The organism is Bifidobacterium merycicum DSM 6492 (genome assembly GCF_900129045.1).
GTDB lineage: Bacteria > Actinomycetota > Actinomycetes > Actinomycetales > Bifidobacteriaceae > Bifidobacterium > Bifidobacterium merycicum.
Map to the genome: position 1 here is coordinate 41,673 of NZ_FQTX01000006.1, position 23,566 is coordinate 65,238.

A 23,566-nucleotide genomic window follows, 5' to 3' on the forward strand; every position below is an offset into this window, starting at 1 on the left:
TCTCGTTTGCTTTGCGCTAGGGCTCAGCTCACTCGGCGTCAGCCGGGGCCTCTTCAGCGGCTTCCTCAGCCGGAGCCTCGGCTTCGGCTGCAGCGGCGGCTTCGGCCTCAGCCTTGGCCTTGGCCTCGGCCTCGGACTTGGCGGCCTTGAGCTTCTGGGCTTCAGCTTCCACGGCCTCGACGCGAGCGGCGGCATCCGGGCCGGCCACAGCGGTCTTCAGGGTGCCTTCGGCGCCGTCGATGCCCTTGAACTTCTGCCAATCGCCAGTGATCTGGAGGAGCTTCTTCACCTGCTCGGTCGGCTGAGCGCCGACGCCGAGCCAGTACTGGGCGCGCTCGGAATCAATCACGATGGTGGAAGGCTGGGTGTTCGGGTTGTAGGTACCGATCTCTTCGATGGCACGGCCGTCACGCTTCTGGCGGGAATCCATGATCACCACGCGGTAGAACGCGTAGAACTTCTTACCCATGCGCTTCAGACGAATCTTGGTTGCCAAAATGGCTCTCCTTATATGTAGGGGTGTGCGTTTCGTTTTCTGTGTGGGGCACGGAATCCGAAACCCACTCGTTCCTCACGGCACGGGGTGTAGAGGGCGCCGCGCGCACGTGAATAACTAGCCTATTATAGCGCGTGGGGGCGGACGTGGGCACCGGTATCCGCAGAGGCCGCGCCGAAGCGATTCAGTCGAGCGTGAGGGTCGCCGTGAGCGCGTAATGGTCGGTGCCGGGGATGATGAAGGATTCCACGTTGCTCGGGCGCAGGCCCGGGGTGAACAGGATGTGGTCGAGTTCGATGTGCGGCCATTTCAGCCAGCTGGGGAACGTGATGACGCGATGCGTCGCCTGGGTGCGGCTTGCGTCGCTGAAACCGGAGGCGAGCAGGGTGCGGAAGCTGGGGTGTTCGATGGAGGAGTTGAGGTCACCCATCACCACGACGATGCCTTGTGGGTCATTGCCTGTGGCAAGCTTCGCGACCGCTCCCAGGGACCTGATGCCCTTGGACCATTCCGGGCATCCGCGCATCGGCGACTTCGGGTGCGCCGACGCGAACGTGACATGGTGGACCCCGTCCGTGCCGGTATCGGGGGAGGGCAGCAGGTTCAACGTCATCGACGGCACATCCGCCGCGGGGATCTCGATGGCGCTGGCGGTGGAGCTGACGGGTGCGAACCGGGAGAACAGCATATTGAACCCGCCGTTGTCGGTGGGCTTGTCGTCGCCGGATTGATGGTAGGGCAGGACGCTGCCGAGGCCTGCCTCATGCAGACGGGAGATGAGTTCTGCGGTGGTCTCCTGGGTGGCGAGCACGTCGATGTGCCGTCTGCGCACCTCGCGCACGATGGCATCCGCATCGGCGCGGCCATGCCGGCAGTTCACCGTCATCACGCGCAGGGTCCTGACCGCCGCGTTCCGCCCGTCGCCATCGCCCAATGATGTTTCACAGAATGTTTCACGCGTGCTGGTCGGTTTCCAATACGGCCACAGCCGTGCCACCGATGCCACAGCGGCCAAGACGAACGCGTACATCGGTATCCACGCCTGACAGCATGCCGCCGCCACCGCCAACACCAGCGACGGCACCCATAGCAGCGGAATCAGCGCGATGAGATACGGCATCGGCATATGGGCCTCGGCTCTGGCGGGCAGACAGCTGAGCAGCAGCCAACACCACAGCAGTACGGCCAACACCATAAGCGCGATCGTCATACAACCCCCAGTCGGTCGGAATACGCGGACATTCTCGCCGCACGTCTTTGGGTATTCTAGCGGCTCGCTTGTGTGATATCTGTGTTCTCGGCCCGAAGAGGAACGATATAGGTGCTTTCGGCGTGAGATTGACCTGTCTGGAATACCAGGGGAATCGGGTGGCGAGGGTATGCAAAAGCCGGATGGAGAGTCGTTCCCCATCCAGCTTTTCCATACGCTACGGTCGTGCGGTCGATCAGCGACCAAACAAGCCCGCGACACCACCGCCAAGATTCGGCGGCAGATCAGGCATGCCGTTCTCGTCGGCATCGCCCATCAGATCCTGCAGGCCGGCGGGCAGCGCCGGGTTCTGCGGCTTCTTGGCGAACGCGGAACCACCGTTGCCGCCGGAGGGCTTGCCGGCCAGCTTGTCGCGCAATGCCTTCTCCTCGGCCTCGCGCTTCATCGGATTACCCGACTTGGAACCCTTCTTCTTCTTGCCCTTCTTGGCCTTCTTGCCCATGGCCGGGCCACCGAAACCAGGCAGTCCGCCGCCATTGTTATTCGACACGCGCTTCATCATCTTCGCGGCCTGCTCGAAACGCTGCAACAGCGCATTCACCTGGGAGACGGTCACACCGGAACCGAACGCAATACGGCGACGACGGGAACCGTCGATGATGCTCGGATCGCGACGTTCGGCCGGCGTCATGGAACGGATGATGGCTTCGGTACGATCGACCTCACGCTCATCGAACTGCTCAAGTTCCTTACGATGCGCCGCCATGCCGGGAATCATGCCCAGCAGGTTCTTCATCGGGCCGAGCTTGCGCACCTGCTGCAGCTGGTCAAGGAAATCATCCAGGCCGAAGGAACCCTCGGACAGCTTTTCAGCGGCCTTGCGCGCCTCCTCCTCATCGAACTGCTTCTGCGCCTGCTCGATAAGCGTCATGATGTCGCCCATATCGAGAATGCGCGACGCCATACGGTCGGGGTGGAAGACCTCGAAGTCCTTCAGCCCCTCGCCGGTGGAGGTGAACAGGATCGGCTTGCCGGTCACGGACGCCACGGACAGCGCCGCACCGCCACGGGCATCGCCATCGAGCTTCGACAGCACCACGCCGGTGAAATCGACGCCCTCATCGAAGGCCTTGGCGGTCTGCACGGCATCTTGGCCGATCATCGCATCGATTACGAACAGGATCTCGTTCGGCTGCACGGCATCACGGATATCGCGAGCCTGCTTCATCAGCTCCTCATCGACACCGAGACGACCGGCGGTATCGATGATCACCGTGTCATACAGCTTCTGCTTGGCCAGTTCCACCGCATCGCGCGCGACCTTCACCGGATCGCCCGTGGTCATGCCGGGAACCGTCACATCCTCGCCGCCATCGGACTGCACGCCCTTCTCCGGCGCGTACACCGGAACGCCGGCACGCTCGCCGACCACCTGCAGCTGCGTCACCGCGTTCGGACGCTGCAGATCGGCCGCGACCAGCAGCGGCGTATGGCCGGAATCCTTCAGCCAGTAGCCGAGCTTGCCCGCAAGCGTGGTCTTACCAGCACCCTGAAGACCGGCGAGCATGATGATGGTCGGCGGATTCTTCGCGAAATTCAGCGGGCGGTCCACACCGGCGCCCAGCACATCCGTCAGCTCCTCATTGACGATCTTGACGACCTGCTGAACTGGGTTGAGGGACTGGGAGACTTCGGTGCCGAGCGCGCGTTCGCGGATGCGGGCGGTGAAGGAACGGACCACGCTGAGCGCCACGTCGGCGTCGAGCAGGGCACGGCGGATCTCGCGGATGGTGCCGTCGATATCGGATTCGGAAAGCTTACCTTTGCTCTTCAGATGCTTGAACGCGCTGGAGAGCTTGTCTGTCAAAGAACTAAATGCTGCCATAATGTTCCCAAGTCTAGCCGCCGCGCGGGAAATATCCGGGCTGGGACGTGCCGGTGACCGGCTGCCGGCGGCATCGGGCGGACACGGTCGCATGCGGGATTCAGCGACCCATTTGGACGAAACCGATCATAAAGCGACCCATTTGGACGAAAAAGAGCCGGATTTCGTCCAAATGGGTCGCTTATTCGCGGGTGTCTGCCGCCCGCCGCTACTGCAGGGACCAGGTGGAGCCCTGCGGGCCGTCCTCGATGGCGATGCCGGCGGCGTTCAGCGCGTCGCGGATCGCGTCGGCCTTCGCGAAGTCCTTGGCCTTGCGGGCCTCGGCGCGAGCCTGCAGCTGTTCGGCGATCAGGGCGTCGAGCGCATCATGCTCGGAGGATTCGCCTTCCCCGGCGCCGCCCGCCGCGCCGCCGTTCGCCCACGGTTCGGCCAACGGGTCCAGACCCAAGGTGCCGAGCATCGCACGCACGTTGAGCAGCGCGGTGCGGACCTCGGCCTTGGCCTCGGCGGAATCGGCGTGATCGGCCAGCTTCGACAGCAGCGTGTTGCCGGAACGGATGGCGGTGAAGATGGCTGCGGTGGCGCCCGACACGTTGATGTCGTCGTTCATCGCGGCGACGAAATCGGCGGGCAGATCATCGGCGGGGACGGAGGCGACTTCGGCGCGCGTGGGCTGTTCGCCGACGGCGATGCCCGCACGTTCGATGAAGTTCGACACGCGTTCGTAGGCGGACTGCGCTTCGGCGAGCGTCTGATCGGACCATTCGAGCATGGAACGGTACTGCACGCCGCCCAGGGCGTAACGCACCACCCATGCGGAGTTCTCGGCCAGCACGGCCGGCACGGACAGGCCGTTGCCCAACGACTTCGACATCTTCTCGCCCTTGGCGGTCACCCAAGCCGAATGCATCCAGCGGGCGGCCGAGTCGTAACCGGCCGCGCGGGTCTGCGCCATCTCGTTCTCGTGGTGCGGGAAGCGGAGATCAAGACCGCCGCCGTGGATATCGAAACCGTCCTTCAGGTAGCGGTGGCTCATCGCGGAGCATTCGATATGCCAGCCCGGGCGACCCGTGCCGAACGGGGTGTTCCACCGTGCGTCGAGCGGATCGGAATCCTTCGGCGCCTTCCACAGCGCGAAATCACGCGGATCATGCTTGTCGGGAGACGCGTCCGCCGGATCGACCGGATTGTACTTGTCATCGCCCGCATTGTCGACGGACGGGCCCATCGCATCGGCCACTTCGGAGGCGGCGTCGGCCACAGCGGTCTGCTTCTGATGGGTCAGCTCGCCGTAATGCGGCCAGGATGCCACGTCGAAGTACACGTTGCCGGTCGGCTCTCCGTTCTCGTCGCGCACCACATAGGCGTGGCCGTTATCGATGATGCGCTGGATTATGTCGATCATGTCGGCCATGTGACCGGTCGCACGCGGTTCGACGGTCGGGGGCAGCACACCCAGATCGGCGTAGGCCTGGGTGAATTCGCGTTCGTAATAGTAGGCGCGCGCCCACCACTGCTGGCCGGCCGCGGCGGCCTTGTCAAGGATCTTGTCGTCGATGTCGGTCACGTTGCGCACGAACGTCACCTGATAGCCGAGCTTGAGGAACCAGCGGCGCACGATGTCAAATGCCACGGCGGCGCGGATATGGCCGATATGCGGCGAGGACTGCACCGTCGCGCCGCAGACATACATGCCCACTTCGCCCGGTTTGATCGGTGTGAATGCGCTTACAGCGTGCGATGCCGTATCGTACAGCTTCAATCCGGCGGCTGCCTTGGCCACGCGGGCCGAGACAAGCGTGCTCGGCATGACGGAAGCGTTGAAATCCTGCGGTTCCTGAGTGTTTGCCATAGCACCCCAGCCTAGGCACGAAACCAGACAAGGCCGGCAGGTGGTCTCACGTTACCATGGCAAACGTTTGCAGTTTACGTGGGTCGTGCCACAATAGGGGGTATGACGAAACCTCAGGTGTTGATTGTGCAACATGTCCCGTGGGAGAAGCCAGGTCGTATCTTCGACAGCCTGGACGACATGGAATTGCCCTATCAGATCGTGAACATCGCCGGGACGAAGAAGCCGGATCTGCCGAACTTCAACGACCTCGCCGGTGTGGTGGTCATGGGAGGCCCGATGGGGGCACAGGATTTCGACAAGTACCCGGGGCTCAAGGCGGAGGCGAAACTGGTACGCGCCGCGATCGCCGTGAACAAGCCGGTCCTGGGCATCTGTCTGGGGCATCAGATCATCGCCACGGCGCTTGGCGCCAAACTCAAACCGGGTAAGGAACCGGAAATCGGATTCGCACCTATCAAACGCATCGACAAACACGACTACTTCTCCATGTGGAACAAAACCATCGACGTGCTGCACTGGCACAACGACGTGGTATCGCTGCCCGAAGGCGCGCAGCCGCTTGCACGTTCCGCCAACACCAAGAACCAGGCCTTCAGATTCGGTTCCGCGCTCGGCCTGCAATTCCATCTGGAAGTCACCCCCACCCTGCTGGAGGAATGGCTCGACGAACCGAGCATGGTCAAGGAGCTGAAAGCGGCAGGCGGTTCGAAATCGAAACTGCGCGAGGACTTCGCCGCATACGATCCGCAGCTGCAGCCGCTCGCCGATCAGGTGTTCTCCGGTTTCGCCGCACGCTGCAACTCCTACGCCCATTCCCTGGCGCGGTGACGCATCGCCATCGCATATAGCCATCGCATATAGCCGCCGTACATAGCCGCCGTATATAAGGAGTACGGGGAATCGTCGGCGAATCGTAAGGCGTGGTGTTCCGCCGTACCACTACATTGGTGCATTATGCCGACTTATGATCTGGGACTTGAACACGTATCGCTTGCCTTCGCCACCAAAACCATCTTCACCGATGTGACGCAAGGTGTTTTCGAAGGCGACCGCATCGGCATCGTCGGCAGGAACGGCGATGGCAAATCCACGCTGCTGCACCTGTTCCGTGGCACGCAGGAACCTGATTCCGGCCGCGTGACCATGCGCAACGGTTTGACCTTCGGCATGCTCGACCAGCGCGATCCGCTCGATGACAACGCCACCGTGCGCGAAGCCGCGCTTGAAGGGCGTGAGGATTACGAATGGGCGGCGGAAACGAAATCGCGTGAAATCGTCGAAGCGCTGCTCGGCGGCATCAGCTTGGAAGCGAAGATCGGATCACTGTCCGGCGGCCAGCGTCGCCGCGCCGATCTGGCACGCCTGCTGCTCAAGGATTGGGACATCCTCGCACTCGACGAGCCCACGAACCATTTGGATGTCGTGACGATCCACTGGCTCGCCGAACATCTGAAGAACCGGTGGAGCAAAGGCCAGGGCGCATTGCTGCTCGTCACCCACGACCGCTGGTTCCTCGACGAAGTGTGCGAGTCCATGTGGGAGGTGCATGACGGCGAAATCGAGCCGTTCGAAGGCGGCTACTCCGCATACATGCTGCAGCGCGTGGAACGCGACCGTCAGGCCGACGTGCGCGAAACCAAGCGTCGCAATCTGGCCCGCAAAGAGCTCGCATGGCTGTCGCGCGGCGCTCGCGCACGTTCCACCAAGCAGAAATTCCATGTGAAGGCCGCGCGCGAACTCATCGCCGACGTGCCGCCCATGCGCAACACGCTCGAACTGAAGCAGATGGCCACGTCCCGCCTCGGCAAGCAGGTGGTCGACCTCATCGACGTGACGCAGATCTTCGAACACACGCAGGGCGAGGCATCCTTCGACCCCGACGTGGCCAGCATGGAGGAATCCGCGTCCCGTGTGGACGTGGTGCCGGCCATGTATGCCGAACCGCAGGTGCATGGTTCCGTCGAAGTCGCGGTCGACGATCTGGCCGATCCGCGACTGGTGGATGCCGGGGTGGCCGGCGCGCAGCAGGCCGCGGACAGCGCTCAGGCCGAAGCGGAGGAACGGCAGGACGCCGGGCATGAGGATGATGATCAGACCGCGCCCGAAGTCACTTCCGCCGCACAGAAGATCACCGTCACCGGGCGCAAGATCCTCGATGACGTGACCTGGCTGATCGGCCCCGGCGACCGTTTCGGCATCGTCGGTGCGAACGGTGCCGGCAAATCGACCCTGCTGAAGATCCTCGACGGCACGATCACCCCGACCGCGGGCCATGTGAATATCGGCAAAACCGTGAAGTTCGCGGTGCTGTCGCAACGCCTCGACGAGTTGGAGAAGCTCGGCAAATACAAGATCAAGGAAGTGCTGAGCCGTTACAAGCCGAGCTACATCGTGGACGGCAAGGAAACCACGCCCGGGCAGATGATGGAACGTCTCGGTTTCGAATCCGCGCAGCTCATGACGCCGATCAAGGATCTTTCCGGCGGTCAGAAGCGCCGTATGCAGTTGCTGCTCATCCTGCTGGACGAGCCGAACGTGCTCATCATGGATGAGCCCGGCAACGATCTCGACACCGACATGCTTGCCGTGATGGAGGATCTGCTCGACACTTGGCCGGGCACGCTGATCGTCGTCTCCCACGACCGGTATCTGCTCGAACGCGTCACCGATCAGCAGTTCGCGCTGATCGGCGGCAAGATCCGCCATCTGCCCGGTGGCGTGCAGGATTATCTGGATATGACCGAGGCCATCAAGAACGGCAAGGATCCGTTCGCGGACGAGAAGGCGGGCGGGCGCAGCAAGCGCAACGCTTCCGCCGATTCCAGCGGCTCTGCTGGTTCCGGCGACTCCAGTGACTCCGGCGACTCCGGCGAAACGGGCGCGGCGAAGGAACAAGGCAAGGCCCCCGCAACCCCGAAACTCAGTGGCAAGGCCTTTCATGAGGCTTCCCGCCGTGTTTCCGCAATCGAGCGCAAACTCGCCAAACTCGAAGAGCAGAAAGCCGATCTTGAGCAGCGGATGGCCGCCCATGATCCCAGCGACTATGAGGGCCTGAACAAGCTCAACGAGCAGCTGCAGGGAATCGCCGAAGAGTCTGAAACCCTGGAAATGGAGTGGATGGAGCTTTCCGAACAGCTGGAGTAGCCGTTACGCAGCGTTCTTCTTCAAATCTCGGCTGAAGGCTTTCGCGAAGTCGGCGGTCAGGCGACCCATCAGGACATCGTAACTGGTCTGATGGGGCGCCTGATGACTACCTAGCGAAGGAGATCGTCGAGTAGATTCTGTGCCAGATCCAGCGCACTGGTGATGCTGAATCCTGAGGGTTCGTGCGAGATTTCCATGACGTTGGTCGCCGGGTCGATGCTGTACCCTCCACGCGGCATGTGTTGGAACGTGCCGAACGTACAAGGTGCCACGCAACAGGAAATCGTGAATAAGACAACATTGCAGATGGTTCCAACACCGTATGCAACCAGAGGCCTGCCATCTTCCAACAGGAGAGCCGATGCGCCGTCGGCAATCAGCATGGGGCGGAACACGAACCACAGCAAGGCTAATTGCGCGATCGCATAGGAAAGGCCGGAGAGCAGCTCCTTGATAACGGACGGCGTTCCGCGGCGGAACATCATCGGGCGCGTGGGCGAATAGCTTTGCTCCCCGCGCAGTCCGGATCCGAGAAACGCATACCAGCAGGCGGCAGACGGAACGATTGTGAGAACGAACGCGAGTTTGGTATTCCAATCAATGCCATAAGACGCCGGCAACCCGGTTTGGGCGACGGTGTTTCCGATAATCAGGCAAGGCAATGCGCATTGCATCACGCAGATAAGGAGCTCAACGACCACAAGCAGCAGCTGAATGCGCGTATCGTGCGTGCGTGCGGTGAGGATGCGCGCATATCGCGGCCCGCTGGTTGCTGCGGAATCGGGTGTAAGACAAGCTGGGCATCCTCGTCGGTCATGGTGGCTGTATTGTTCGCGTCGGTTGTGTTGCTTGCATCATTCGCGGCGCCTGCGCAGCCGATGCAACACCCCAGCAGCATGAAGGAAAGCGCACAGCAGATGCCTCTTCGCAATGTGATGCATGTCTTGTTCATGAGATCCCCCTTGATCGTTTATCGGAACGGTCGGAACCGTTCTTGCATAACAGGGTATCACCGAGATTCTCGGAGATAAAACGGTTCTGGAATGCAGGGACTAACGGTTCCCGCGCCTGATCCCGGGGAGAAGCGGTATGCGCGGCCGAAGCCGCATGGAAACGTGAGGAGGGGCGCTTCCATGCGGAAACGCCCCTCCTCACGCAGACGACCGGAGACGGTCGGATGATCAGCGACCGGTGATCTCGGAGCCGAGCACCTTCTCGCTCAGCGCCTTCGGGCCGCGGGTCACGGCGACCGCGCCGGAACGCACCAGTTCGATCACGCCGTAATGTTCCAGCAGGCCGAGCAGCGCCTCGATCTTGTCTTCGGAACCGGTGGCTTCGATGGTCAGCGACTCAGGATTCACATCGACCACGCGCACGCGGAACATGCGCACGATTTCCAGCACGTCGGAACGGCAGGAGACATCGGCCGCGACCTTGATGAGCACGAGTTCGCGCTCCACGGTGGAACGCGGGTCGAGCTCCACGATCTTCAGCACATGCAGCAGCTTGTTGAGCTGCTTGATGATCTGCTCCAGCGGAATGGCGTCCACGTCGGCGGTCACCGTGATGCGGGAGATGTCCGGACGCTCGGTGGGGGAGACGGACAGCGAATTGATGTTGAACGCGCGACGCGCGAACAGGCCGGCCACGCGGGCCAGCACGCCGGGGCGGTTCTCCACCAGCACGGACAGCGTGTGGCGCTCGGAACCGGGCTGGGATGCAGGATATTGAGGCATGGGTTCTCTCCTCTCAGTTCTCGCCGGTGGTATCGTCGCGCAACGGCTTGATACCGGGCATGTACGTCACGTCATCATTGGAGGCGCCGGCGGCGACCATCGGCCACACCATGGCGTCCTTCCACACGCGGAAGTCAATCAGCACCGGGCGGTCGTTGATCTCGTTCGCCTTCTTGATGCATGCGATGGCGTCTTCCTTGCTGAACGCGCGCATGCCGACGCAACCGTATGCTTCGGCCAGCTTGACGAAATCAGGCACTTCGACGGGCATATCGCCGTTGGCTTCCATCTTCGCGCCATCCTCGCCGTGCGCTTCGCCGTCAAGCAGGTTGGTGGCGGAATAGTGCTGGCCGTAGAACAGCGTCTGCCACTGGCGGACCATGCCGTACACGGAGTTGTTGAGCAGGGCGATCTTCACCGGTGCGTGGTCGAAGAACGCGGCGGCCAGCTCCTCGGAAGTCATCTGGAAGGAACCGTCGCCGTCGATCAGCCACACCGGACGGCCGTTGCCACCGACCGCCGCACCGATGGCCGCGGGCAGGCCGTAGCCCATCGTGCCGAGGCCGCCGGAGGTCATCCAGGAGTTCGGACGCTTGAAATCGATCAGCTGTGCGGCCCACATCTGATGCTGGCCGACGCCGGTCACCCACAGCGTATCGTCCGCAGCCTGATCGGACAGCTGCTTGACCACCCACTGCGGTGCGAGCGAACCGTCCGTAGGCTCCTCCCACTTGATCGGGTACTTGGTGCGCCACTCGTCGATGGCGTTCCACCACGGCTTCAGGTTCGGCTTGCCATGAATGGCTTGGGAGCGTTCGATCTCCGGAATCAGATCCTTGAGCACGGTGGAAACGTCGCCCACGATCGGCACGTCGGGCTGACGGTTCTTGCCGATTTCGGCCGGATCGATGTCGATGTGGATCACGCGCGCGGCGGGGGCGAACGTGTCGAGCTTGCCGGTCACACGATCGTCGAAACGGGCGCCGATGGTGACGAGCAGATCGCAACGCTGCACCGCGCCGGTTGCCGCGATGGTGCCGTGCATGCCGAGCATGCCGAGCACCTTCGGATCGGAATCGGGGACGATGCCGCGGGCGGGAAGCGTGGTGACGATGGGAGCGTCGGTCAGATCGGCGAGCTGCTTGATCAGGTCGCCGGCCTTGGAACGGGTCGCGCCGCCGCCCACGTACAGCACCGGGCGGTAGGACTGCGAGAACAGCTTGGCGGCGTCGGACAGCACACGGCCATGCGCCTTGGTCGTCGGATTGTAACCGGGCAGGATCATGCGCTGCGGCCAGGAATAGTACATGTCGCCGGTCTGCGCGGTCTTGGTCACATCGACCACAACCGGTCCAGGGCGGCCGGAATTGGCTACGTAGTAGGCTTCGGTGAGCACGCGCGGAATATCCTGGGCGTTGGTCACCAGATAGGAGTGCTTCACCATCGGGTAGGTGGCACCCACGATGTCGGCCTCCTGGAACGCGTCGGTGCCGATGGCGTTCACGCCGACCTGGCCGGTGATGACGACCATCGGCACGGAATCCATATTCGCGTCGGCGATCGGGGTGATCATGTTGGTCGCGCCGGGGCCGGAGGTGACGATGCATACGCCCACCTTGCCGGTAGTCAGAGCATAGCCTTCAGCGGCATGGCCGGCGGCCTGCTCGTGACGCATCAGCATGAAGTGAAATTTCGTGTCGTCCTTGATTTCGTCGTACACCGGCAGGATCGCGCCGCCCGGAACGCCGAAGACATCGTCGACGCCCAGATCCTCCAAAGAACGAACCAGCGCCTGTGCGCCGGTCATTTTCTCACCATCGATAATGGTCTGCGTATCGTCGTGCGGTTCCTTGGGCACGGCGCTGAATGCCTGCAGAGGGGTAGGTAGAGCCATGGTTCCTCTCACATCTCTTTATGCTATGTTTCATGCGTCCGCCGGCTCGTGGCCGGACTGTTGCGCTTTGTCTTCCAAGTCTATTCAAAGAGCCAACATTTGCTTTGTGCGGCTTACGGTGTGGACATCCACGCCGCAAGCCGCACAAAGCAAAGGAAAATACGGGTATCTACGGGTGTCGGCTCAGTCGAGCTTCTTCCATGCGTCCGCCGCGGCGGCCAGCTGCGCCTTGCGCTTGGAGGTTCCCCTGCCCACGCCGAGGATCTCCTCCTCATCGCCCAGCGAGACGCGGGCGGTGAACACTTGCGCGTATTCCGGGCCGGAAACCGCCATATGGTATACCGGTTCGCCCTTGCCGAGCTGATGCGCCTTCACCGTCAGCGAGGTCTTCCAATCCAACGCGGGGCCTTCGGTGGCGACTTCGGCCAGCGTATCGTCGATCAGACGGTGCACCACCTCACGTGCGCCGTCGATGCCGTGTTCGAGGAAGGTCGCGCCGATCAGCGATTCCACGATGTCGCACAGGATTGAGCTTTTCTGCGCGCCACCCTGGGCCGCTTCGCCGCGTCCCAGCAGAATATACGGTTCCACATGCAGCTTGGTGCGGGCGATGGCGCTCAGCGCCTCCTCGCTCACGGCCTTCGCGCGCATCTTCGCCAGCTCACCTTCGCTCATATCCGGATGCAGACGGAACAGCGTTTCGGTGGATACGAGTTCCAGCACGGCATCGCCAAGGAACTCGAGACGTTCGTAATGCTTCGAACCGGGATGCTCGTGTGCGAAGGAACGATGGGTGAGAGCCTGGACCAGCAGATCGGGGCTGATGGTGGTGCCGAGCGCTTCCAGCAGTTCGCTGGTGGGGAGCTTGTCGTCGTCGCTGCGCCTGTAGGCGCGCACGGTCGGCTTGTGCTGTGCTTCGTCTGTCATGATCTTCTGTCTTCTGCTTCCTGCTATTTCCTGGGAGAAAAATGAAAAGCCCCGCCACCCGTCGATGGCAGGGCTTTATCCATGCTTGTCCAGCGTGACTCACTTGGTGTGGACCGACTGGATAGCCTCACGGTAGACGCGGCCGCGGAAGGAACCGCAGCTCGGGCAAGCAACGTGCGGCAGGGACGGAGCGCCACAGTTCGGGCAGCTCACGGTAGCCGTAGCGGTCGCCTTCCAGTTCGCGCGACGCGAATGAGTGTTGGCGCGCGAGGTCTTGTACTTAGGCAGTGCCATTTCAGTATCCTCTGTTTCGTTCGAACATTTGAGCTTAAGCGTTCAGTACTTTAACGCAACGTGCGTACAAATGCCGCTCGTACCCCTGCGTCGGCACGCGTGTCGCGCTCAGCCCTGCTGTTCGCTTTCCAGTTTCGCCTTGAGATCGGCCAGTCCGGCGAAGCGGATATCGGTCGTCTCATGGACATGGTCGGGGTTCTCGTTGAGATCCACGCCGCACTGGGAGCACAGGCCGCGGCAATCCTCGCGGCACAGCGGCTGCAACGGCAGCTCGTCAACCAACGTGTCGCGCAGCAGCGCTTCGAGGTTGGCGAACGCGCCGTTGTCGAACAGCGGGTAGGTGTCTTCGGACTCCTCCTCGCCGGCGATGATATCCACCTCATCCGGCTGGTTGCGGTTGTCACGCTCGTCCTTGTAGGGGAAGAACGCGGTGACGTGCGTGGTCCAATCGCGTTTGATGGGCTTCAGGCAGCGGGTGCATTCGGCGTGCACAGGAGCGTTGATGCTGGCGTTGAGAATCAGGCCGTCAACGATGGAATCGAACGAACCGTTGACGTGTACCGGCTCGCCTTCCTTCACGCCGATGACCTCGTCGCCGATGCCGCTGGGTGCGGGGAAATCGGCGTCGATCTGCTTGGATTGCCCGGGGCGCGACGCGACCTGCGCGACGGGAACGGTCCAAGGGGAATTTTCGATATGCGGCATGATGCTAAGCCTCCGGGTAGTCGTTCTGATCCACGTGCGGAAGTTGCTCGGCTGCGGCGCGCTGGCGTTCGTGCAGCACGTTCAGGCCGGCATCCACATCGCTGGTGAGTTTGGTCAATTGCTGGCGCAGGCCTTCCATCACCTTGGCGGAATAGTCGTCGGCGCCTTGCGTGAGATGATCCGCCTTGGCCTGGGCCGTGTTCAGTATGGTACGCGCCTTTTGCCGTGCCAAATCGGTCACGTTCTCCTGACCGGCGAGGAATTGCGCCTGGTCGTTGGCTTCCTTGATGGTGTCGGCGGCGCGGCTTTGGGCGGATGCGACGATGGCGTTGGCCTGGGTCTGCGCGCTTTCCAGACGGCGTTCCGCCTCGCGCATCAACGCGGATGCGCGTTCGAGCTGCACCGGCAGCATTTTCTTCAGCTCGTCGAGATTGGCCATGAGCGCATCACGATCGACCTTCACCAGACCGGGGGAGAAGAATCCGCCCTTCGCCTCGTTCAACGTGTCCTCAAGCTTGCCGATCACGTCGTATACGGTGGTGAACTCGTCGTGGCTCGGATCCTCATCGTCCTCGGCGTTCTCGCGCAGATCGGGCAACGGGAACGGCGATTTGAAGGAGGGTTCGCGATTCGCGGGCGCGTCGTCGTCGAACGCCGGTTCGGAGGCGACCGTTTCGCCCAACGGTGCACCCGTGCCTGCAAGCGGTGCGGGCACGGCTTCCGGCGCCGGCGCGGGAGGCACGGGTGCGGCGCCCGTCTGCGCAGGCGCGTTCTCGTTATCCGTCATGTCGACCACCGGATCACCGGTCAAATCCACATATCCGGTCGGGTGCTCGACATCGTTCTGCTCACTCATGGGAGATCCTTTCCTTCCGTAGCGCCTCTTCCAACATCGGTATCACGCAATCCGGCACCATGCCGGTCACATCGCCGCCGTGACGTGCGACATCCTTGACGATGGAGCTTGAAATATGCTCCAGCACGGGATTTGCCGGCAGGAACAGCGTTTCGATGCCGGCGATCTGACGGTTCACCAAGGCCATACCCAGTTCCGCCTCATAATCGCCGTTCTGACGCAACCCCTTCACGATCACGCTGGCGCCCACCTGTCTGCAATAGTCCGTGATCAGGCCGTCGGTGGACGAGACGACCACATTCCCGCAGCCTCGTTCCTCCAACGCCCTGCGGATGATGTCCACGCGGTCCTGCGCCGAAAACATCGGTGTTTTGGCCGCATTCACCGCGACCACCACATGCACTTCGTCGAAGAAGCGCGTGCTGCGCTCGATTACGTCAAGATGTCCGGCGGTCACGGGGTCGAACGAGCCGGGGCATACTGCTTTGGTCATACGAATAGCCTACCTCTTCATGCGGCAAGATACGGCGTACGCGACGCGGGAAGCGAGAAAACATTATGATGGAGTCGGAAATGGCCGAACGCGTAAGGAGCTTATCGCAATGAACACGTATCTCAATGGCGGCGATCCGCAGTCCACGCCGGATTCCGGCGCGGGCACGTCGGTTCTGGAGCGCCCCGAGGTCAAGGAGGAAACCCAGCGCTCCGACAATGGCGATGCGGACCGGTACGCGCACTACGTTTCGAAGGATCGCATCGCCGAATCGCGCATGACCGGCAGGCCCGTGGTGGCGTTGTGCGGCAAGATCTGGGTGCCGAAGCGCGACCCCTCCCAGTTCCCGGTGTGCCCGGATTGCAAGCGCATCTATGAGGAGATGTTCCGCTGAGATTTCCGGGCTTCCCCGGGTTGAGATTTCCCTCAGGACGAGCCGGGGCCCGTTCACGCATATGCCGTGCGTGAACGGGCCCCGACCGTTTGCGACAGTGCATGGTGCTGGACGATCAGCGCCGCGAGATCTCGTCGATGCGGGCGAGCTCCTCATCGCTGAACTCGGTGTTGCGCATCGCGCCGATGTTGTCCAGGATCTGCTGCGGCTTGGAAGCGCCGACCAGCACCGAGGTGACCGTGTCATCGTGCAGCAGCCAGGCCAACGCCATTTCGGCCAGCGTCTGCCCACGTTCGGCGGCGATGTCGTTCAGCTCGCGGATCTGCTGCAGACGTTCCGGCGTGAGTGCGGAACCTTGCAGGAACCGCGGGTCCAATGCGATGCGGCTGTCCGCCGGAATCCCATCGAGATACCGGTTCGTCAGCAGGCCCTGGGCCAGCGGTGAGAACGTGATCAGCCCCTTGCCCAGTCGTTTGGCGGTTTCCTTCAAACCGTTCCTCTCCACCGTGCGATCGAAGATGTTGTACCGGTTCTGGTTGATGACGAACGGAACATGCAGATCGTCAAGGATCGCGGTGGCCTTCTCCAACGTCGGGCCGTCATAGTTGCTCAGACCCACGTACAGCGCCTTGCCGCTGGTCACCGCCGTGGCGAGCGCCCCCATGGTCTCCTCCAGCGGGGTGTTCGGGTCCATGCGGTGATGATAGAAGATGTCCACATAGTCAAGGCCGAGGCGCGTGAGGCTCTGATCGAGCGAAGCAAGCAGGTATTTGCGCGAACCGAAATCGCCGTACGGTCCGGTCCACATCTCATAACCGGCTTTGGTGCTCACAATCAGCTCGTCGCGGTGATGGCCGAAATATTCGCGCAACAGCCTGCCACAGTTCTTTTCGGCGCTGCCGGGTTCCGGGCCGTAGTTGTTGGCCAGATCGAAATGCGTGATGCCGTTGTCGAAGGCGGTGAACACGAGCCGTTTCATATGCTCGTATGGGGTCAAGTCGCCGAAATTATGCCAGAAGCCAAGCGAAAGGGCGGGGAGTTTGAGGCCGGATTCGCCGCAACGGCGGTATTCCATGGAGTCGTAGCGGTTGGGTGACGGCGTGTATACGGTGGTCGGTTCGAGCATGATGCAATCCTTCATTGGATGATCGGATGGTCGAACCCATGGTAGCGCGGATTGTGCGGATTGTGCGGATTGCACAGATTGCACAGATCGCACAGATCGCGGTATGGGCGATAAGGAAACGGCTGCGAACGTCTTCAGGGCGCTCGCAGCCGTTTCGAGGGTAGATCACGTCACAGCACGGTGATTTCGGTGGGGATGACCGGATCGCCCTTCATGAGGCTTTGTGCGGTGATCGGCAGTTCGTTCAGCGCGGCGGCGCGGTAGTCATGCGCACGCATGATCGCGTCGTGACCCTGCCAGCTGGAATCGATCTGACCATGATCGACGTACTCCACCAGCAGATCCTTCCAACCCTCGTCCGGCGTGTAACCGGCGAGCTTCTCCTCGGAACCGGAGATCACATGCTCGGCGTCGGCCAGATTGTATTCGTAGGAACGGTAGGCGAGCTTGCGGCCCGGAGTGGTGGCCTTATCCTTGCTCTTCTTCATGACCGGTGCCATCACGCCGTCCGCGCCCTCACGCTCGGTGAGCTTGTACACCATGGCGCAAGTGGGGGCGCCGGAACCGGTGACCAGCATGGTGCCCACGCCGTAGGAGTCGACCGGCGCGGTCTGCAATGCGGCCAGCGCGTACTCGTCCAGATCGTTGGTGACGGTGATGCGCGTGTTGGTGGCTCCCAGCGCGTCCAGCTGGTTGCGCACGCGCTGCGCCAGGGAGGCGAGGTCGCCGGAATCGATGCGCACGCCGCCCAGTTCGGGGCCTGCCACCTCGACGGCGGTTTTCACGGCCTCCTCGATGTTGTACGTGTCCACCAGCAGCGTGGTGTTCCGACCCAACGCCGCGATCTGCGATTCGAAGGCGCTGCGCTCATCGTCATGCACCAGCGTGAAGCAATGCGCCGCGGTGCCGATCGCCTTCAAACCGTACAGCTGCGCGGCCAGCAGATTGGCGGTTCCCTGGAATCCGCCCACCACGGCGGCGCGAGCGGCCGCCACCGCGGACCATTCGTTCGTGCGGCGTCCGCCCATATCCATGCACGGGCGGTCCTTCGCGGCGCTCACCATGCGGCTTGCGGCGGAGGCGACCGCGGAATCATAGTTCAGGATCGACAGCACCAGCGTCTCCAACAGGGTGCATTCACCGAACGTGCCCTCGATCTGCAGGATCGGCGAGTTCGGGAAGAACATCTCGCCTTCGCGGTAGCCCTTGATGGACCCGGAGAAGTGGAAGTTCTCCAGCCAATCGATGGTTTCGGGGCTCACCACCTTGCGGTCGGCCAGGAACTTCAGGTCCTCGTCATCCAGATGGAAATGCTCGAGCGCGTCGAGAATGCGCCCGGTTCCGGCGACCACGCCGTAGCGCCGTCCCGCGGGCAGATGCCTGGTGAACACCTCGAACACGCATTTGCGGTTTGCGGTGCCGTCCTTCAGGCAGGCGTCCAGCATCGTGTACTCGTACATGTCGGTCATAAGGGCCGGCGAATAATCCACCATTCTTCCGTCCTGTCTCGTGGTGACTGATAGTCATTCAGACTTGATAGTTACTCAGACTGTATGTCTTAGGCCGCCCTTGCGCAATGGGAAGGCTCGCCACACGGAATGATGGGGCGACTGGTCGGATGGGAACCGCTGGATGGGAACCGCCGGTGCGGGCGTTCCGGCATGAGGATGAAGGCATGAGGACGGCGTGCGCGTAAGCTGGGGCGCATGGTTGAAATCACAGATATGTTGGGTGAACGTTCCATTGTCCGTGCGGATGGTCGCAAGGTCGACGAATTGCGACCGGTGCGCATCACGCGTCACTTCACGGACGCGCCGGAAGGCTCCGTGCTCATCGAATGCGGCAATACGCGCGTGATGTGCACGGCCACCTTCACCGCCGGCGTGCCGCGCTGGCGTAAGGATTCCGGACTGGGTTGGGTCACCGCCGAGTACGCGATGCTGCCGAGAGCCACCGCCGAGCGCACCGACCGCGAATCCGTCCGCGGCAAGATCGGCGGTCGTACGCACGAGATCAGCCGTCTGATCGGACGCTGCCTGCGCGGCGTGGCCGACATGAAGGCGCTGGGCGAGAACATGATCCAGATCGATTGCGACGTGTTGCAGGCCGATGGTGGCACGCGCACCGCTTCCGTGACCGGCGCGTACGTGGCGCTGGTCGATGCGCTGAATTGGGCCGAACAGCATCGTCATATCCGTTCCGCCAAGAAGGTGCTCACCGATTGCGTGTCCGCGGTGTCGGTCGGCGTGATCAGCGGTACGCCCATGCTGGACCTGCCGTATACGGAGGATAGCTCCGCCATGACCGACATGAACGTCGCCATGACCGGTTCCGGCACGTTCATCGAACTGCAGGGCACCGCCGAACATCGTCCGTTCACCCGCGAGGAGCTCGGCACGCTGCTCGACCTGGCCGAGAAGGGCAACAAGGAACTGCAGGCGGCCCAGCGTGCGGCGCTCGCCGAGGACTGATCGCCGGCAGCAGCACTGACGGCATCAGCATTGCCGGCATTGGAATCAATGACATCATCGGCGTTCAAGGAACGCTGAACGGTACCAAAGGAGACATCATGCGCATCATCGTCGCCACGCATAACGAAGGCAAGCTCAAGGAGATTCGCCGCATCCTCGCCGAGGATCTGGGCGAGACGGCCGAGCAGGTGGAACTGGTTTCCGCCGGTTCGCTGAACCTTCCCGACCCGGTGGAGGACGGCGTCACCTTCCAGGAGAACGCGCTGCTCAAGGCGCGAGACGTGGCCTCCCGCACCGGATGCCCGACCATCGCCGACGATTCCGGCTTGATCGTGGACGTGATGGGAGCCGCACCCGGCATCCTCTCCGCCCGTTGGGCCGGCGAACACGGCAACGACAAGGCCAACAACGCGCTGCTGCTGGCCCAGCTGGCCGATATTCCGGACGCCAAGCGTACCGCGCGTTTCCGTTGCGCCGCCGCGCTGGTGGTGCCGGGCGAAGCCGAATCCGCTCCGTACCCGATCGCATCCGAAACCGTGGAACTCGGCGAAATGCCGGGCGTGCTGCTGCACGAGCCGCACGGAACGAACGGTTTCGGCTACGATCCGCTGTTCGTGCCGGACGATCAGCCCGCATGCGCCGTCGAGGCGGGTGAACGACTCACCTCGGCCGAGATGACCCCGGAGGAGAAGAACGCCATCTCCCATCGCGGCAAGGCACTGAAGGCCCTGGTGCCGGCGGTCCGCGCACTGTTCTGACCTCCGCCGGTTCGCGCACCGCTCCGGTCTCCGCCAAAATCCACTCCCCATCCTCAAAATCGGACAAAATCCCCCTGTTTTTGTCTGATTTTGAGGAAGGGGATGGCGAGCGGGGTAGGGACTGCAGCCGCGTTATCCTCTCGACCCTCGAACTGTCCATCCTCAAAATCGGACAGAATTGGGCTGGTTTTGTCCGATTTTGAGGTGAAACAGGCGAATCGCGGGGCTCACACGCCCATCGCCGGGAACAGGCAGTGCGCGGCGGTCATCATGACCAGGCTCAGCACGGCGGTGATGGTCAGCGAGAATCCGGCGAGCTTGGCGTTGCCCAGAACCTTGTCGGTGAACAGCGTGGAGAACACGGCGATCGGTGCGAGGCAGCACAGCGCCACGGCTTCACGGATCGGTGCGGAGAAAGGCAGCAGGAGCCACGCCACGGCCGCGAACAGGATCGCGAACGGCACGCGCCATCCGATCACCGTCAGCACGTCCTTCACGTCACGGCGCGACGCGGGCAGATCCATCAGCATGCCCACCATCAGCATCGCGCAGAACGAGTTCGCATTCGACAGGGGCTGCACCATCGTGGCGATCCAACCGGGAATCTTCACTTGGGCGAGCGTGAGCACGATCATCAGCATGTACACGTCGAACGGCACCGACCCGAAGAATCCCTTCAACACGTTGCGCATCAACGCCCTTCGCGCCAAGCGGCGGGAGTCCTTGTCCTTCGGCTTGACATACGGCAGGGTCGGCGCGTCGCCGACATACTGTTCGCTCAACGTCTTGCCCGGCTGGATGTGCAGCAGCAGCTGCGTCATCACATTGGTGCCGGCCGCCACCATCACGCAATTGCCGATGTCGAACATCGCGGACGGCACGATGGCCGCCGTCCCCAGGAACGCGGAAACCACGGGGAAGCAGAAGCAACCCACGTTGAATCCGGAACCGTTGAGCATCATGAACGCACGTCTCGCCACGGGTTTGTGCATGGTGGTGAGGAAGATCACCACGGGTGGAATGGTGACGACGACCAGGCCGAACACGGAGATCCACAGCAGTTTGATCTCATGCGGATTCGTCGCGAACGAGTAGATGATCGCACCCGGCAGCACCAGATCGAAAATCGCCGTTTGCATGATCTTGTAGTCGCGTTGCCCGAAGAGACCGGCGCGTTTGAACGCGTAACCGGCCAGAATGATCAGCAGTAATGCGATGGGTTGGATAAGCGCCGACATCTTCTCGTTCCCTGTCTCTTCTTCGTCATGCGTTCCGGGCATCACGTCCTTGGTCACCGTCGTGGATCTGCGCGGAACCGATTGTCATCTTAGACGCGATGTGCTGGATGATCGCCGGTTCTTCCATAGTGGGAAGGGAAATCCAGCATTCGGGGAATGTTGCGATTCGAGGAAGGCCAAGCGATCGGATAGGTCGGATGATCGGAATGCGGATGACCGGAATGCAGATAAGTGGAATGCGGATAACCGGCAATACAAATAAGCGAAATACGACAGAGCCGCGATGATGCAAGGAAGTGCGCGAGATGGGACTTGAACCCACACGTCAAAGACACAGGAACCTAAATCCTGCGCGTCTACCAATTCCGCCACTCGCGCGTGCCATCCGCCATTGGCGGATATACAAAACCCTAGACGGGTGAACCCCATCTAGGGTGATGGAGCCACTTGTCAGAATCGAACTGACGACCTGCTCATTACGAGTGAGCCGCTCTACCGACTGAGCTAAAGTGGCGATGCTGGTGAATCGTATACACAATCCACGCACAAAACAATGAGTGTACCGGAAAATGTGGATTTGTCCAAATCGGATCATCCGGCACGTCGCATGATCGGCGATGGTGCTTTGGTGCCTCGCGCCCCGCCGCGACTGGCGGCATGGCTATTCTGTTAAACATGGCAACACGGTCAACCAGTCAACGAGCTTCACGCGCCGCCGACGTGCGGCACACGCCCGAACACGTCGCGAGCGGTATGCCCGCAGCGTCCGGCGGCAAGCGTCTGGTTTCGGTGGAAGTGCTGCGCCTGCTTGCCATCGTCTGCATCGCCGTATTCCATGCGTTCCTGCAACAGTACGTCCAAGCGATATGGATGGGCCCGCAGCTCTCCGCCGCCGACGCGGCCAACCCCGTGTCCGCGCTCGCGGCCTCCCGCGGCGCGATGTGGATCGTCGCCATGATCATGTACTGCGGCGCGTGTGGCAACCATATTTTCTTCATGATCTCCGGATTCTTCCTCATACCGCGCATGTGCGTCGCATGCCGTTCCGACGGTTACTGGAAACGGCAACTGCGATCCACCGGACGGCGCGTGGCGATGATCCTGGCCACGGTCGTGTTCTACCTGCTGCTCATCATGGCGGCAGGCCGCATGTTGGCATGGGAGCGGAATGCCGGTGGGCAGTCCAATCTCATCTACGAACTGGAATTCGTCTGGCTGTACCTGGTGTTCGTGGCGCTCGCGCCGGTGATCGCATGGGTGATGGGCAGGGTCGGCATCCGCGCGAGTGCGGTGCTGGCCGGCATCATGCTCGTTGCCGTCTACGCGCTGAACATCTATGTGGCGTGCACCTGGCAGGCGCAGTACGGGCATCGCAGCCTGTTGGATTGGCGTAAGCAGATGAGCGCGGTCAGCTATATCGCGTCGTTCATATTGGCCGGACTGCTCGGCTGGGCGTTGCGGGAGGTGAATGATCGTTCGACGTCCGGTCGTTCGGTATCCGGTCGTTCGGAGTCCCGCCGTCCGACGGCCCGACCCCTGTGGGCCAAACGTCGTTTCTGGACGCGCGGCATCGTCATCCTGATTGTGGCGGCGTGCGCGATCACGGGCGCTATGGCCATGAGGCCGACCTACGTCGCGTTGTACGCGCTGTCGTTCAAATCGACATCCCTGATCTCCTTCGCGCTCGCGGTCTGCGCGTTGATGGCCGCCGCGTGCCCACCGCGTCACACCCATGGCCGTGGCGTATCCGCCCGCGTCGAATCGGCGGTCGCGGCGCTCGCCTCGGGCATCCTTGGCTTCTATGTCGTGCAGACGCTCGCCCGTGTTCTGTGGGAGGCGGTCGATGCCCGTTTCCTGCAGCCGTTGCTGGTTGGTGCCGCGGCGCTGCCTGCGGGGTCGATGTCGGCATTCCTGGGGTTGCTGCGTTGGATCGCGTTGGGCGCGGTGTGTTCGCTCGCGTATGTCGTCGTGATCTGCCTGTTCGATCGTTTCGTTCGCCGCCCGCTGCTGCGCGCCGTTCATCTGTCGAAATGAGAGGGTACGCGCGGCCATCGCATGAGTACGTTTGCATCCTTGCGATTCCC

21 protein-coding genes and 2 tRNA genes are annotated in these 23,566 nt (G+C 62.3%); 6 read left to right on the forward strand and 17 right to left on the reverse strand.

From position 1 onward, the window contains the following. Positions 1-28: 28 nt before the first annotated feature. The 4 genes from rpsP to cysS form a co-directional block, all read right to left on the reverse strand. Entirely contained in the window at positions 29-496 is a 468-nt protein-coding gene (rpsP, locus tag BUB29_RS08285) for a 30S ribosomal protein S16 (protein ID WP_033523357.1), read from the reverse strand. A gap of 184 nt (positions 497-680) precedes the next feature. After that, positions 681-1,706, reverse strand: a complete 1,026-nt coding sequence (locus BUB29_RS08290; RefSeq protein WP_033523356.1) for an endonuclease/exonuclease/phosphatase family protein — start codon at positions 1,704-1,706, stop codon at positions 681-683. Positions 1,707-1,941: 235 nt separating this feature from the next. Then, the gene (gene ffh, locus BUB29_RS08295; protein WP_033523355.1) at positions 1,942-3,591 is read right to left on the reverse strand and encodes a signal recognition particle protein; all 1,650 of its coding nucleotides are present in this window, start codon (positions 3,589-3,591) and stop codon (positions 1,942-1,944) included. A gap of 208 nt (positions 3,592-3,799) precedes the next feature. Further along, positions 3,800-5,443 carry a cysteine--tRNA ligase gene (gene cysS, locus BUB29_RS08300; protein WP_033523354.1) on the reverse strand — a complete coding sequence of 548 codons (1,644 nt, stop codon included), beginning with the start codon at positions 5,441-5,443 and terminating at the stop codon, positions 3,800-3,802. A gap of 102 nt (positions 5,444-5,545) precedes the next feature. On the opposite strand from cysS, the gene BUB29_RS08305 reads away from it, so the two are divergent. Further along, on the forward strand, positions 5,546-6,274 hold the full coding sequence (locus BUB29_RS08305; protein WP_033523353.1) for a type 1 glutamine amidotransferase: 729 nt from the start codon (positions 5,546-5,548) through the stop codon (positions 6,272-6,274). 126 nt (positions 6,275-6,400) lie between these two features. Then, entirely contained in the window at positions 6,401-8,590 is a 2,190-nt protein-coding gene (locus BUB29_RS08310) for an ABC-F family ATP-binding cassette domain-containing protein (RefSeq protein WP_033523352.1), read from the forward strand. Between the two features lie 110 nt (positions 8,591-8,700). Here the strand turns inward: BUB29_RS08310 and BUB29_RS09855 are convergent, their stop codons facing one another. The 8 genes from BUB29_RS09855 to coaD form a co-directional block, all read right to left on the reverse strand. Next, positions 8,701-9,264 (reverse strand): hypothetical protein, encoded by a 564-nt coding sequence (locus tag BUB29_RS09855; RefSeq protein ID WP_156098212.1) that lies wholly within the window; start codon positions 9,262-9,264, stop codon positions 8,701-8,703. Positions 9,265-9,771: 507 nt separating this feature from the next. After that, positions 9,772-10,326 (reverse strand): acetolactate synthase small subunit, encoded by a 555-nt coding sequence (ilvN, locus tag BUB29_RS08320; protein WP_033523350.1) that lies wholly within the window; start codon positions 10,324-10,326, stop codon positions 9,772-9,774. 13 nt (positions 10,327-10,339) lie between these two features. After that, the gene (locus tag BUB29_RS08325) at positions 10,340-12,220 is read right to left on the reverse strand and encodes an acetolactate synthase large subunit (protein WP_033523349.1); all 1,881 of its coding nucleotides are present in this window, start codon (positions 12,218-12,220) and stop codon (positions 10,340-10,342) included. A 183-nt stretch (positions 12,221-12,403) separates the two neighbouring features. Next, complete coding sequence (rnc, locus tag BUB29_RS08330; RefSeq protein WP_234356089.1) at positions 12,404-13,147, reverse strand: ribonuclease III; 744 nt, start codon at positions 13,145-13,147, stop codon at positions 12,404-12,406. A 99-nt stretch (positions 13,148-13,246) separates the two neighbouring features. Further along, positions 13,247-13,441: a 50S ribosomal protein L32 gene (gene rpmF / locus BUB29_RS08335; protein WP_073117627.1), complete on the reverse strand. Its 195-nt coding sequence runs from the start codon at positions 13,439-13,441 to the stop codon at positions 13,247-13,249. Between the two features lie 108 nt (positions 13,442-13,549). Next, positions 13,550-14,146 (reverse strand): YceD family protein, encoded by a 597-nt coding sequence (locus BUB29_RS08340; protein WP_033523348.1) that lies wholly within the window; start codon positions 14,144-14,146, stop codon positions 13,550-13,552. Between the two features lie 4 nt (positions 14,147-14,150). Continuing rightward, positions 14,151-15,002: an ATP synthase subunit B family protein gene (locus tag BUB29_RS08345; protein ID WP_033523347.1), complete on the reverse strand. Its 852-nt coding sequence runs from the start codon at positions 15,000-15,002 to the stop codon at positions 14,151-14,153. Beyond that, complete coding sequence (coaD, locus tag BUB29_RS08350; RefSeq protein ID WP_033523346.1) at positions 14,995-15,495, reverse strand: pantetheine-phosphate adenylyltransferase; 501 nt, start codon at positions 15,493-15,495, stop codon at positions 14,995-14,997. The genes BUB29_RS08345 and coaD overlap by 8 nt, the downstream gene beginning before the upstream one ends. A gap of 109 nt (positions 15,496-15,604) precedes the next feature. Between coaD and BUB29_RS08355 the strand changes: the two genes are divergently transcribed. Beyond that, entirely contained in the window at positions 15,605-15,889 is a 285-nt protein-coding gene (locus BUB29_RS08355; RefSeq protein ID WP_033523345.1) for a DUF3039 domain-containing protein, read from the forward strand. Positions 15,890-16,004: 115 nt separating this feature from the next. Here the strand turns inward: BUB29_RS08355 and BUB29_RS08360 are convergent, their stop codons facing one another. Together BUB29_RS08360 and BUB29_RS08365 are read right to left on the reverse strand one after the other, a co-directional pair. Then, entirely contained in the window at positions 16,005-17,015 is a 1,011-nt protein-coding gene (locus tag BUB29_RS08360) for an aldo/keto reductase (RefSeq protein ID WP_033523344.1), read from the reverse strand. Between the two features lie 170 nt (positions 17,016-17,185). Continuing rightward, complete coding sequence (locus BUB29_RS08365) at positions 17,186-18,508, reverse strand: nicotinate phosphoribosyltransferase (protein WP_033523343.1); 1,323 nt, start codon at positions 18,506-18,508, stop codon at positions 17,186-17,188. 213 nt (positions 18,509-18,721) lie between these two features. Between BUB29_RS08365 and rph the strand changes: the two genes are divergently transcribed. Together rph and BUB29_RS08375 are read left to right on the forward strand one after the other, a co-directional pair. Beyond that, positions 18,722-19,486 carry a ribonuclease PH gene (gene rph / locus BUB29_RS08370; RefSeq protein WP_033523342.1) on the forward strand — a complete coding sequence of 255 codons (765 nt, stop codon included), beginning with the start codon at positions 18,722-18,724 and terminating at the stop codon, positions 19,484-19,486. 98 nt (positions 19,487-19,584) lie between these two features. After that, positions 19,585-20,244 (forward strand): non-canonical purine NTP pyrophosphatase, encoded by a 660-nt coding sequence (locus tag BUB29_RS08375; protein WP_033523341.1) that lies wholly within the window; start codon positions 19,585-19,587, stop codon positions 20,242-20,244. Between the two features lie 227 nt (positions 20,245-20,471). Here BUB29_RS08375 and BUB29_RS08380 read toward each other — a convergent pair whose 3' ends face one another. The 3 genes from BUB29_RS08380 to BUB29_RS08390 form a co-directional block, all read right to left on the reverse strand. Next, positions 20,472-21,482: an AEC family transporter gene (locus BUB29_RS08380; protein ID WP_033523390.1), complete on the reverse strand. Its 1,011-nt coding sequence runs from the start codon at positions 21,480-21,482 to the stop codon at positions 20,472-20,474. A 297-nt stretch (positions 21,483-21,779) separates the two neighbouring features. Continuing rightward, a tRNA-Leu gene (locus BUB29_RS08385) sits at positions 21,780-21,860 on the reverse strand. A gap of 60 nt (positions 21,861-21,920) precedes the next feature. Beyond that, positions 21,921-21,996, reverse strand: a tRNA-Thr gene (locus tag BUB29_RS08390). 161 nt (positions 21,997-22,157) lie between these two features. Between BUB29_RS08390 and BUB29_RS08395 the strand changes: the two genes are divergently transcribed. Next, entirely contained in the window at positions 22,158-23,516 is a 1,359-nt protein-coding gene (locus BUB29_RS08395; RefSeq protein ID WP_159046690.1) for an acyltransferase family protein, read from the forward strand. The last annotated feature ends 50 nt before the right edge of the window (positions 23,517-23,566 follow it).